The sequence below is a fragment of the Alteromonas sp. McT4-15 genome (assembly GCF_020515205.1).
Taxonomy (GTDB): Bacteria; Pseudomonadota; Gammaproteobacteria; order Enterobacterales; family Alteromonadaceae; genus Alteromonas.
Genome location: NZ_JAJALG010000035.1, coordinates 14803 through 26853, shown reverse-complemented (window position 1 = coordinate 26853; position 12051 = coordinate 14803). Strand labels below are relative to the sequence as shown.

Here is a 12051-nt window from a genome sequence, read left to right as displayed (position 1 = left end):
TATTTAAAATTGCATCACAGGGGGCACAAGCATGTCGCCCTTGGTGTATGCTTGAACAGCTTCTTCAAATGCTGTGTCTGCAAGCCATTCTCCATCTGGGTGTTCGCACCGAAAGCGGGCGATAGTATCGTGTGCAATCTGGCGTCTGTCGGCTAATAACCCTGAGGAGATAAGCGGATTTTCAGCAGCAATAGCATCGTATTGCATGGTTCGATACCAAATATTTTTAATGTGGTGAGAATAGACTTCTGCTCGTTCGCAACCCAAACACATGTCGTATTTTTTGCAACGTTCAGCAATGGGGATGCCATGCGTTGGTTTCGTGTCATCGGTGCAATCACAAAGATAAACCGATTTACTCGATGTTTTTTGCTCAGCGTCTTCGCAAATACGGCCTTGGAAATGTAGTGCTTTGTTGAGCATGTCAGTTGTGAGAGCAACCAGGGACGCGTCGATAATGTGACTGGCTGTGCCAGTTTTCATGATATAGCTGTGGAACGTGGTATCAAAACTGTTGTGATTTAGTGCCTGTTGCATTTTAGTCACTAACGATTCGCCATCACTAACCTCATCAATTGCTTTAAGCAACAGATTACCCACGAATGTTTTACGAATTTTTCGGGTATTTATACTCTCAATGACTTTACCGTCATCGGAAAGTACAGGGTACGATTTTAAAAAAAATTCTTTTAGATAGAAAAAAATTTTACTTGTTGTCGCACCATTAAAGAATAGATCTCTAGAAGGATCATTAATAATATCGTCAAGTAGTTTTAGATAAACAAACAATGAGGAATTCATTGGCACGCGGATGCTGATGTTTTTTACTACTTTTCCTTTTTGCTTTTTACCAATCAATCTCACCACTTTTTGTGTGAGATGTGTCTCGTTAGAAACACCTAGATATTTGTCATAATGCTCATACCATGGTACGCCGTCGTAATTTCGTTGGATAGAGAAAATAGTTTCTCCATTTTTACCAGTGACAGTCATTGTGTAGAGTGCAACTAAAGCGGTCGGCTGTTTGTCCATGAGTTTGAAGTGAGAGATCCAATTCGGGAAGTGCCCCGGAGGTTCGTAATGACGACAGACATGCGATTTAAATGCTTCATATTGCTCGCTTAAATCTATCCCTTCATTTCGAACTTTGTTTCCGACAAACGCAGCGATTCTGAATGGTATCGGTGGGTTTTCTACTGTCATACCTGCACGTTCACATTGTGCTGAATACAGCATATTTTGATATATAGCTTCGTAGTTTTCATTTTCAAAAAACTGGTTAACCTTGGCTGTTACACCCTTAATGCCCCTTACCGTTTTTTCGAATCCAACAAAATCGTCGCCAAGACTTTCCTTTGTGACAGAGTTGATCGCATTTAAATGCGATCTCATTCTTTCAATTTCGTAAACGCAGTAGGTCAAAATTTGACACATCTCTCTGTCGCTGTAGCTTTTTTCATTTGTTAGGGAATCAAAGTCCTCGTTTTCAACACTCAATTTTTGTTTCAGTGGTAGTGGTATATCCGATGCTTTACCACCGAGCGTTTTTGTGAAGGGATGCCTTGAGAGCACTTTGACAAGAAATGATTTTATTTGCGTGCTAATTTCGTGAGTTTGAGCCATCACTGCCTCATGCAGCATATGAAATTGCAAGTTTTCAACACGTTGACATGGTGGATGTTTTTCTGCGATGAACTTAATAAAATGTTGAGCACCTATAGCAATTTTACGACAGGTGTGTTTACTAATGCTCTCGGCATTAAGGTAATTTATAAACAGTTGTGAAATTTGCTTAGCGAACTCAATACCAACCAACTTACTGCCATCGGTAACCAAAGAAAATCCGTTCTTTAGTGCGAACATATGGGGTAATTGAAGTGAAGACCTATCAAATTCGGTAGAAGGACGCTCGAAAAAGAATGTGAAGTTTGGCGTAGATATATATGGCGTGTAAACGGATAAACCTTTGCCATCACCGACTGTTATGTTAACTACTGTCGAGCTTTGGGTTTTCCCTTGTGTTGAAACAACTCGCTTACTCTTTTTCTTTGCCATATCTAAATCATTTGTTAAAAACTCAAACTGAGTTGAAAGTGAATTATTTTCAATTTCTCTTATTAGGTGTCATTTCGATACCCAAACGTTCTTTACAGGTCTAAGTGAGTTATTCGGGTCACCTTTTAAGTGTTATAAATTATTACTCTATCACTGAAGCTCTACGGCATTCGAAATATTCATATCGAATACTTAGCCTTTTTAGCATTATCAAATTATAGCAAAACAAGGATGAGAATGGACTCTTAGAAGGTCGTTAACTATTTGAAATAAATAGGAATAGTAGTGTTTTTGTTAATTTCTCAGTAAGTTAGGCGGCTAAAAAACTTTATTTCAAAATCGAAATAGCAACATTTATGTTGTGGGGGGGGGGCAAGGGCTAATAATTAATTTTTGCATTCATAAAATTACCGTCTGTGCTCTCCTGAAATGATAGTTTTTGTAGTGGAATTGATTCACTTCTATATAGATGAGCCATATGTAACCCATTTTTAATAATTCGCAATTATATGGAGGCTAATTCTCGCAGAAAAATAATATGAAAATGTAATCTGAACTAAAGAAATTCATATTTATGTTTATTGTGGGTCATGTCACAAAAGATGGCAATCTCGCGGGCCCTAAAGTGCTTGAGCACTGTATTGATAGTTCAATGATGCTAGAGGGAGAAAGTGACGGGCGTTATCGCACATTGCGCAGTCACAAAAACCGTTTTGGCGCGGTAAATGAATTGGGCGTTTTTGCGATGACAGAGAAAGGATTAAAGGAAGTGAGCAATCCTTCGGCTATTTTTCTCAGTCGCGGTGAGAATGAAACGCCAGGGTCAAGTGTGATGGTTATCTGGGAGGGGACGCGACCGCTACTTGTTGAAATTCAAGCGCTGGTTGATTATTCCCAAATGTCGAATCCTAGACGAATTGCAGTGGGGCTAGATCAAAATCGTTTATCGATGCTTTTGGCAGTCTTGCATCGTCATGGCAATGTGCAAATGAACGACCAAGATGTATTTGTGAATGTAGTAGGGGGCGTAAGAGTTTCCGAGACAAGTGCAGACTTAGCGTTGTTGCTAGCCATGATTTCAAGTTTTCGAAATCGCGCGTTGCCCCGTGATTTGATTGTATTTGGAGAGGTTGGTTTGGCAGGTGAAATACGGCCTGTACCAAATGGAACCGAGCGTATAATTGAAGCTGCTAAACACGGTTTTAAGCGAGCAATCGTACCCAAAGCCAATGCGCCAAAACAGCCTATCAATGGAATGAAAATTGTACCTGTTTCGCGTCTATCAGAAGCACTTGACGCTCTCGAGTAGAGCGTTAACTTGTAACACTATGATGTGGTTTATCGAGGTGTTTGGTAAACCGCATTAACCAGTGCATTTAAGTCTTTTTCCTCAATATCCATATCTGCGCTATTTAGTGCTATTAATCTGCGAAGCGCACTTACACTGTCTACGTCCATTCGTTCAACCTTGCAACCCAGTGAAACCATATCTTTGCGGCTATCTGAATGTCGATAGAGCTGGGAGATATACAAGGTAATAAGTGGGCTGTCATCGTTAGCTTGAAACTTCGCAATGTAAGGTTCATGACTGTCAAAAGGCAGATGAGCAAGCGCTGATTCCATAGCTTGAAGCTTTATTCCTTGTAGTGATACGTCACTGACCATTACCTCTATATCGGTATTACTATGAGACAGTATCCCATTTACGTCTAATGATACTCGCTGAAACTGGCGCTTATCTGTCATGCCACACTACCTTCTGCCTTTTCTTATGCTCAGTATTGGACAATTCAGGGCGCATGGCAATAAAAAAGCCCTCGATAATGAGGGCTTTTGGCAACACATGTGGACAGCGTTCGACTATCGCGTTATTTGGCCATTCGCTTGTATTTAAGACGATGTGGCTCAACCACATCTTGTCCAAACTCTTGCTTCAACCAGCTCTCATAATCTGAGTAGTTGCCTTCAAAGAAATTAATATTACCTTCGTCACGGTAATCCATAATGTGTGTTGCCACACGGTCAAGGAACCAGCGGTCGTGCGAGATAACCATTGCGCAGCCTGGGAATTCCAATAGCGCATTTTCAAGTGCTCGTAGTGTTTCAACGTCCAAGTCGTTAGTTGGCTCATCCAGAAGCAATACGTTGCCGCCCGCTTTCAATAGCTTGGCAAGGTGAACACGGTTTCGCTCACCACCGGATAGGTCTTTAATGAACTTCTGTTGGTCAGTACCTTTAAAGTTAAAACGGCTACAATATGCACGGCTGTTTATTTCAAAGTTACCGATTCGGATAATGTCTTGGTCGTCAGAAATCTCTTTCCAAACGGTGTTGTTTTCGTTCATGTGGTCGCGGAACTGTTCTACCGCAGCAATGTGCACCGTTTCACCTAAATCGATGTTACCTGAGTCTGGTTGCTCAGCACCGGTTAGCATTCTAAACAGTGTTGACTTACCTGCGCCGTTAGGACCGACAATACCGACAATCGCACCTTTAGGTACTTTGAATGAAAGGTCGTCAATAAGTACGCGATCGCCATAAGACTTCTTAAGGTTAGTGACTTCGATAACTTTGTCACCTAGGCGCTCGCCTGGTGGAATGAAAAGCTCATTTGTTTCATTACGCTTTTGATAATCGCTAGTCGATAGCTCTTCAAAGCGCGCCATACGGGCTTTGCTTTTTGCATGACGGCCTTTCGGGTTTGAACGTACCCATTCAAGCTCTTGTTTCATGCTCTTCATACGGGCTGTTTCTGCACGCTCTTCCTGTTGCAAGCGGTTTTCTTTTTGCTCTAGCCATGATGAATAATTGCCTTCCCATGGAATACCTTCACCACGGTCAAGTTCTAATATCCAGCCAGCAACGTTATCTAAGAAGTATCTATCGTGGGTAATCGCGACTACGGTACCCTCATAGTCGTGTAAGAAACGTTCTAACCATGCCACTGATTCAGCATCTAAGTGGTTAGTGGGTTCGTCTAGCAGCAGCATTTCAGGCTTTTCAAGTAATAGTCTACACAGCGCAACACGACGGCGTTCACCCCCTGATAATTTGCTTACATCAGCGTCCCAAGGCGGTAGACGAAGTGCATCTGCTGCGCGCTCTAATGCGTTGTCTAGGTTGTGACCATCTTTCGACTGGATAATTGCTTCTAGCTCGCCTTGCTCTTTTGCCAGCGCGTCAAAATCGGCATCTGGGTCAGCATATGCAGCATACACTTCGTCAAGACGAGTCAGCGCATGTTTAACATCAGCAACGGCTTCTTCAATGTTGCCTCGAACGTCTTTAGATTCGTCTAATTGGGGTTCCTGGGGTAGATAACCGACTTTAAGACCTGGCTGAGGACGGGCTTCGCCTTCGATGTCTGTGTCAATACCCGCCATTATGCGCAGTAGTGTCGACTTACCAGCACCGTTCAAACCAAGCACACCAATTTTTGCGCCGGGGAAAAAACTAAGAGAGATATTTTTTAAAATGTGTCTATTCGGTGGAACAATTTTGCCCACGCGATGCATACTGTATACGTATTGAGCCATGCTCGATCCTCGCTAGAAAGCGGTAAAACAAAAGAATTAGTCAAATTTGATAACACCCTTTACAAAACGACTTGATTAGAGCGTATACAAACTGAAATAGATGGTGTCGTATTCTACTCGTAACAGGATAGATTGTGCCAGAGGCTATCGTCATTTACTCCTATTCTTGCTGTAATTTTGAGCACTTACCGAGAAATGTGCGATTAAAATATCAAAGCGTGTGGCGATTTAATGTAAACTTAGTCAACAATAAAGTTGGTGCATGTTTGCCACTATTGCATTGTAAGGCAATAGGATATGCGCCATATAGTCATTAAACATCCGAACAGGTACATCGCATGACTGCTATGAATAAACGCACATATAGTTTGGAAGAACTCGCTAATCACGTTGGCGGTGCAGTTCAGGGAGAGGGCAGTGTTGTCATCTCTGCGGTTGGCACCCTTGCTGGGTCTGCTGAACATCAGATTTCTTTTCTTACTAACCCTAAATATAAGCCGCAATTAAAAGATACAAAAGCAGGGGCTGTTATTCTTCATGAAAGTTTAAAAGATGATAGTCCGGTACCAGCGTTAGTTGTTGCTAATCCTCACGCGGCTTTTGCTCGCATAGCTCAGCTTTTTGATACCACACCTGTTGTAGCAAACGGAATTTCAGAATCAGCAGTCATTGCGCCGTCAGCGCGTATAGGTAGTGATGTGTCACTGGGACACAATGTGATCATTGAAGATAATGTTGTACTGGGTGATCGCGTAACCATTGGTGCCAACTCGGTTATTCGTAAAGGCACGCACATCGGGGAAGCGTCAGTTATTCATCCAAATGTGACTATTTATCACGATGTGGTGATAGGCAAGCGGGTTACTGTCCATAGCCAAACGGTGATTGGCGCCGCTGGTTTTGGTTACGCAAATGATAAAGGAGTGTGGCTACCTATCCCTCAAACAGGGTCAGTCCGCATTGGTGATGACAGCCAAATTGGTGCAAGTAGCAGTATTGATAGAGGTGCTATGGAAGACACAATTCTTGGCACCAACGTCATAATCGATAATCAAGTCCAGATTGGTCACAATTGCATAATAGGGGATCACTCTTGCATATGCGGTGCTACTGGAATTGCAGGTAGTTGCCATATTGGTAAACACGTCATCATTGGCGGTGGTGTGGGTATTAATGGACACATTAGTATTTGTGACAACGTACAGGTCACTGGCTATACCATGATTGTTCAAGATATCACTGAACCGGGTGTTTATTCTTCAGGACAACCTGCGCAAACTAATCGTGAATGGCGAAAAAATACAGTTCGCCTGCAGAAAATTGGAAGCCTTTTTGACCGCGTTAAAATGCTCGAAAAACAGCGCTAATTGAATATCGGCGTAGGTATATCGTTAAACCTACGCCATTTGTATTAATTTCGTAATAAAGCGGTATACACGAGGCTGAAAATGACTAGAATATGGCCTCAAATTGAGCTATCGGCGCAGATACTAACCTGCATAGGCTATTGGCAATACCGCAGTCACTTATGCAGATTGGTATTATTTTACGCCACATTAAAACCGCAGTTAAGGAGCCCCCATGTTTTCTCGCGAAATGAACATAGCTGACTTTGACCCAGAATTAGCCGATGCAATGGCAAAAGAGGTTGAGCGTCAAGAACATCATATTGAGCTAATAGCCTCTGAAAACTACTGTAGCCCACGCGTGATGGAAGCGCAGGGTTCACAACTTACTAATAAGTATGCAGAAGGTTACCCGGGCAAGCGCTACTACGGTGGTTGTGAGCACGTTGACGTTGTTGAGCAGTTAGCAATCGATCGTGCGAAAGAACTTTTCGGTGCGGAATACGCAAATGTACAGCCACACGCAGGTTCTCAAGCTAACTCTGCGGTATTTATGGCATTGCTAGATGCTGGCGATACTGTATTAGGTATGAGCTTATCTGAAGGTGGCCACCTTACTCACGGCTCTCACGTAAACTTCTCTGGTAAAACCTACAATGCGGTTCAGTACGGTCTAAACAAAGAAACGGGTGAAATTGACTACGCTCAAGTAGAAGCGCTTGCGAAAGAGCACAAACCGAAAATGATTATTGGTGGTTTCTCTGCGTATTCTGGCGTTGTAGATTGGGCTAAGTTCCGTGAAATTGCTGACAGCGTTGGCGCGTTTCTATTAGTTGACATGGCCCACGTTGCTGGACTAGTTGCAGCTGGTGTTTACCCTAACCCGCTTCCTCACGCGCATGTAGTGACAACGACGACTCATAAAACCCTTGCAGGCCCTCGCAGTGGTTTGATCCTTTCTGCTTGTGGTGATGAGACTATCTACAAAAAGCTAAATAGCTCGGTATTTCCAGGCAACCAAGGCGGTCCACTTTGCCACGTTATTGCGGCTAAAGCGGTGGCGTTCAAAGAAGCACTTCAGCCAGAGTTCAAAGCGTATCAGCAGCAGGTTGTTGCAAATGCGAAAGCCATGGTTGCAGTAATGATTGAGCGTGGTTACAAGATTGTTTCTGGTGGTACTGATAACCACTTGTTCCTTCTCGACCTCATTGACAAAGACATCACAGGTAAAGATGCTGATGCAGCATTAGGTGCAGCGAACATCACGGTTAATAAAAACTCGGTGCCAAATGATCCGCGTTCACCGTTTGTAACCAGTGGTCTGCGTATCGGTAGTCCAGCAATTACTCGTCGTGGCTTTAAAGAAGAAGAAGCAAAGCAAGTTGCAAGCTGGATCTGTGACATCCTTGACAACATGGGCGATGAGTCTGTTATCAAGCGTGTGCAAGGCGAAGTTGTAGCGCTTTGCGCGCAATTCCCTGTTTACAAGTAAATAGGTTTGTCTTTTATTGCGTACTTTGGTAGTAATGCAGAGATAACTCTGATGAGAACCTAAGTACGCAATTGTTAAGGATATTTTATGTTTTGCCCTTTCTGCTCCGCGCAAGAAACCAAAGTGATTGATTCTCGCCTTGTAGCGGAAGGGCATCAAGTGCGCAGACGTCGCGAATGCATCGTTTGCCACGAACGCTTTACCACATTTGAAAGCGCAGAATTGGTTATGCCTCGCGTAATCAAGCGCGATGGCTCTAGAGAGCCGTTTAATGAAGATAAATTGCGTGCAGGGCTACAACGTGCGCTAGAAAAACGTCCCGTCAGTACCGAAAAAGTAGAGCAATGTATTTTATCGCTTAAGTCTGAGCTTCGCGCGACAGGTGAGCGAGAAGTAGAAAGTGAGCTGCTGGGTAACTTAATAATGAAAGCACTTAAAGAGCTAGATAAAGTTGCTTATGTACGCTTTGCATCGGTCTACCGTTCCTTCGAAGATATTAGAGAGTTTGGAGAAGAAATAGCTCGATTGGGCGACTGAGGCGAAACCCGCTTATCACAGGATAAATTGTGGACCACGCTATTATAAATAGAGACTATCATTGGATGGCAAAAGCTATCCAACTTGCCAAAAAAGGCCTTTACACCACGTCACCTAACCCTCGCGTTGGTTGTGTTATTGTCGATGAAAGTAATCAATTGATTGGCGAAGGCTTCCATATTCAAACCGGTACTCCTCATGCGGAAGTTCACGCATTAAGAGAAGCCGCGCTTTCAAGAAAGCAGGGCGCGAAAGGGGCTACGGCTTATGTCACGTTAGAGCCTTGCAGCCATTTTGGTAGAACACCGCCTTGTGCTGAAGCGCTAGTGAAAGCGCAGGTTGCACGCGTAGTAATAGCGATGACTGACCCCAATCCTAATGTAAGTGGAAACGGTATTCGCATTCTACAAGATGCTGGTATTGAAGTGGTTAGCGATGTAATGGCTGCTGAAGCTGCAGCGCTGAACCCTGGCTTTATCAAACGTATGTTGACGGGTATACCCTATGTTCGAGTAAAACTCGGCATTAGTTTGGATGGTAAAATTGCGCTGGGCAATGGCGTTAGCCAATGGATCACAGGGGCTGAGGCGAGACGCGATGTGCAACATTATCGCGCAAAAAGCTGCGCAGTACTGACAGGCTCTGGTACCGTCAAAGCCGACGATCCAAGTCTATTGGTAAGAGTAAATGAAGCGGGCTTTACAGATTATCCTTTAGAGGAAGTGAGGCAACCTACCAGAGTAGTCGTGGATAGCAAGAACGCGCTAGGTCAAGACTACCAGCTGATGAAAGATGGTCACACCACACTTATTGCTACCACGCAGGCCCAGCCAGATACTGCCAGTGAACACTTTATTTGCGTAGATGAGCAAGAGGGAAAAGTTGATCTTAGCGCGCTTTTGCAAGAGCTTGGTGACAAGCAATACAATGAAGTATGGGTTGAAGCCGGGCCCGGACTTGCTGGAGCATTACTTAGTGAAGGCTTAGTTGATGAACTTATTTGTTATCAAGCGCCTAAATTATTAGGCGATAAAGGCATCAGTATGGTGAATTTGCCCGATTTTACATCGCTTGATCAATCTATTTCACTGACGCTCATTGAAAATCGGCAGGTGGGGAACGATATTAAGCTTATCTTCCGTCCAGATGTTAGCAACACAGCACGCTAACTTCGCTTAAGAGGAAATCTATGTTTACCGGAATTATTCAGGCGCTAGGCACTATCCAGAAGTTGGATAACCGCGGAAATGACATTCGCCTTACTGTATCGTCACCTACCTTAGACATGTCTGATGTGGCGCTTGGTGACAGCATTGCCACTAACGGTGTGTGTCTAACTGTTACAGATATGGGCAAAGACTTCTACTGTGCAGACGTTTCAGCAGAAACCATCAAATTGACGGGGTTTGCGCATTATTCATCGGGTTCTACTGTTAATTTGGAAAAGGCAATGCGTCCAACTGACAGATTTGGTGGACATATTGTTTCTGGTCACGTCGATGGTGTTGGTACAGTAACTCAAATCATTAAACACGCCGACTACATAGAATTTTGGGTGAAAGCACCCGAAGATCTTGCCAAGTATATTGCGCACAAGGGCAGTATAACCGTTGATGGGATTAGCCTTACGGTTAATGAAGTTAATGGCGCTGAATTTATGTTGTGGATCATTCCACATACATTAAAAGAAACGATTATGGGCACGTATAAAGTCGGTACAGCAGTTAACCTTGAAGTAGATGTTATCGCACGATACTTAGAGCGGTTAATGCTAGGTGACAAAGCGGCTGAACCGAAAAGCAAAGGCATTGATATGGCATTTCTAGCCGAGAACGGATTTTTAAAAAGATAACCCTACAAGAAGCACAAATTATGGCATTTAACACTACACAAGAAATTATCGAAGACATTCGTCAGGGTAAGATGGTTATTCTGATGGATGATGAAGATCGTGAAAATGAAGGCGATCTGATTATGGCGGCTGAGCATGTCACCCCTGAAGCTATAAATTTTATGGTTACCCATGCACGCGGCCTAGTGTGTTTGCCAATGACGCAAGAACGCTGCCGAACACTGAATTTACCGCTAATGGTAGATAAAAACGAAGCGCAGTTCTCTACTAATTTCACGGTTTCTATTGAAGCTGCTACGGGGGTAACGACTGGTATTTCTGCGGCAGATCGCGCTACGACAATACTTGCAGCGGTTGCTAAAGACGCTAAAGCTACTGACATTGTTCAGCCTGGGCATATTTTCCCACTTATTGCCAAAGATGGTGGCGTGTTAAATCGCGCTGGCCACACTGAAGCAGGGGTCGATTTACCGCGATTAGCAGGGCTTGAGCCTGCAGGCGTGATTGTAGAAATTCTTAATGAAGATGGCACCATGGCGCGCCGCCCTGAGCTGGAGAAGTTCGCCGAAAAGCACAATCTTAAAATTGGTACTATTGCCGATCTTATCGAATATAGAAACTTAAACGAAACCACTATCGAGAAAGTGGCACAATGTAATATGCCAACCGAATACGGCGACTTTGAACTTCACACGTTTAAAGACAGTATTGATAACCAACTGCATTTTGCATTGAAAAAAGGTGACATCAAAGAAGATGAGCCAACGTTAGTACGTGTTCACCTTCACAATACCTTCAGTGATCTTCTCGGCTCGACCCGCGGTATTCATCGCTCGATGACGCTTGCTGATGGCATGCGCAAAATATCAGAAGAAGGCGGTGTGTTGGTACTGTTAGGTAAGGAAGAACATATTGAACATCAAGTACGTCGCTTTGCAGCTGAAGATAGAGGTGAGCGTCCTACTGGTGCAGACTGGCAAGGCTCATCACGCACTATCGGCGTTGGTAGCCAAATTCTAGCATCGATGGGCGTGCACAAAATGCGCTTGTTGAGCAAACCCATTAAATATCACGCCTTGTCAGGTTACGGCCTTGAAGTCGTGGAGTACGTTCACGACTAGTACCGCAGATCGCGCTATTTAAGAGCGTGGAGGGGGCATATCCATCGCAAACACGCGGTGAATACATCCATGTACGCTCCGCCACCGCATCCATGCGGTGGAGGGTTTGCGA

Annotated in this window: 9 protein-coding genes and 1 pseudogene; 7 read left to right on the top strand and 3 right to left on the bottom strand. The window is 43.8% G+C overall.

The window, feature by feature from the left end:
• Window positions 1-3 precede the first annotated feature (3 nt).
• Window positions 4-2055 carry a hypothetical protein gene (locus LHL20_RS17660; RefSeq protein WP_226434240.1) on the bottom strand — a complete coding sequence of 684 codons (2052 nt, stop codon included), beginning with the start codon at window positions 2053-2055 and terminating at the stop codon, window positions 4-6.
• A 568-nt stretch (window positions 2056-2623) separates the two neighbouring features.
• Between LHL20_RS17660 and LHL20_RS17655 the strand changes: the two are divergent.
• A pseudogene (locus LHL20_RS17655) lies at window positions 2624-3364 on the top strand (magnesium chelatase domain-containing protein); the annotation flags it as partial.
• A gap of 29 nt (window positions 3365-3393) precedes the next feature.
• Here LHL20_RS17655 and LHL20_RS17650 read toward each other — a convergent pair.
• Window positions 3394-3801, bottom strand: a complete 408-nt coding sequence (locus LHL20_RS17650; RefSeq protein WP_202261978.1) for a PilZ domain-containing protein — start codon at window positions 3799-3801, stop codon at window positions 3394-3396.
• Window positions 3802-3923: 122 nt separating this feature from the next.
• Entirely contained in the window at window positions 3924-5591 is a 1668-nt protein-coding gene (ettA, locus tag LHL20_RS17645) for an energy-dependent translational throttle protein EttA (RefSeq protein ID WP_202261977.1), read from the bottom strand.
• A gap of 338 nt (window positions 5592-5929) precedes the next feature.
• Here ettA and lpxD point away from each other — a divergent pair, with 338 nt between their 5' ends.
• The 6 genes from lpxD (at window position 5930) to ribBA (ending at window position 11939) form a co-directional block, all read left to right on the top strand.
• Window positions 5930-6958 (top strand): UDP-3-O-(3-hydroxymyristoyl)glucosamine N-acyltransferase, encoded by a 1029-nt coding sequence (lpxD, locus tag LHL20_RS17640; RefSeq protein ID WP_226434239.1) that lies wholly within the window; start codon window positions 5930-5932, stop codon window positions 6956-6958.
• A gap of 214 nt (window positions 6959-7172) precedes the next feature.
• Window positions 7173-8429, top strand: coding sequence for a serine hydroxymethyltransferase (glyA, locus tag LHL20_RS17635; protein WP_159626968.1), 1257 nt, complete (start codon window positions 7173-7175; stop codon window positions 8427-8429).
• Between the two features lie 87 nt (window positions 8430-8516).
• A complete protein-coding gene (gene nrdR, locus LHL20_RS17630) occupies window positions 8517-8966 on the top strand; it encodes a transcriptional regulator NrdR (protein ID WP_159626967.1) in 450 nt (149 codons plus the stop codon).
• 65 nt (window positions 8967-9031) lie between these two features.
• The gene (ribD, locus tag LHL20_RS17625; protein WP_264180992.1) at window positions 9032-10135 is read left to right on the top strand and encodes a bifunctional diaminohydroxyphosphoribosylaminopyrimidine deaminase/5-amino-6-(5-phosphoribosylamino)uracil reductase RibD; all 1104 of its coding nucleotides are present in this window, start codon (window positions 9032-9034) and stop codon (window positions 10133-10135) included.
• A gap of 20 nt (window positions 10136-10155) precedes the next feature.
• Window positions 10156-10818 carry a riboflavin synthase gene (locus tag LHL20_RS17620; protein WP_159626965.1) on the top strand — a complete coding sequence of 221 codons (663 nt, stop codon included), beginning with the start codon at window positions 10156-10158 and terminating at the stop codon, window positions 10816-10818.
• Between the two features lie 20 nt (window positions 10819-10838).
• Window positions 10839-11939, top strand: coding sequence for a bifunctional 3,4-dihydroxy-2-butanone-4-phosphate synthase/GTP cyclohydrolase II (gene ribBA / locus LHL20_RS17615; protein ID WP_159626964.1), 1101 nt, complete (start codon window positions 10839-10841; stop codon window positions 11937-11939).
• The last annotated feature ends 112 nt before the right edge of the window (window positions 11940-12051 follow it).

What these genes read in the sequence shown, in the direction of transcription:
- LHL20_RS17650 (WP_202261978.1), bottom strand. Translation starts at nt 3,801, where the DNA reads ATGACAGATAAGCGCCAGTTTCAGCGAGTATCATTAGACGTAAATGGG.
- nrdR (WP_159626967.1), top strand. Translation starts at nt 8,517, where the DNA reads ATGTTTTGCCCTTTCTGCTCCGCGCAAGAAACCAAAGTGATTGATTCT.
- lpxD (WP_226434239.1), top strand. Translation starts at nt 5,930, where the DNA reads ATGACTGCTATGAATAAACGCACATATAGTTTGGAAGAACTCGCTAAT.
- ribBA (WP_159626964.1), top strand. Translation starts at nt 10,839, where the DNA reads ATGGCATTTAACACTACACAAGAAATTATCGAAGACATTCGTCAGGGT.
- LHL20_RS17620 (WP_159626965.1), top strand. Translation starts at nt 10,156, where the DNA reads ATGTTTACCGGAATTATTCAGGCGCTAGGCACTATCCAGAAGTTGGAT.
- LHL20_RS17660 (WP_226434240.1), bottom strand. Translation starts at nt 2,055, where the DNA reads ATGGCAAAGAAAAAGAGTAAGCGAGTTGTTTCAACACAAGGGAAAACC.
- ribD (WP_264180992.1), top strand. Translation starts at nt 9,032, where the DNA reads ATGGCAAAAGCTATCCAACTTGCCAAAAAAGGCCTTTACACCACGTCA.
- ettA (WP_202261977.1), bottom strand. Translation starts at nt 5,591, where the DNA reads ATGGCTCAATACGTATACAGTATGCATCGCGTGGGCAAAATTGTTCCA.
- glyA (WP_159626968.1), top strand. Translation starts at nt 7,173, where the DNA reads ATGTTTTCTCGCGAAATGAACATAGCTGACTTTGACCCAGAATTAGCC.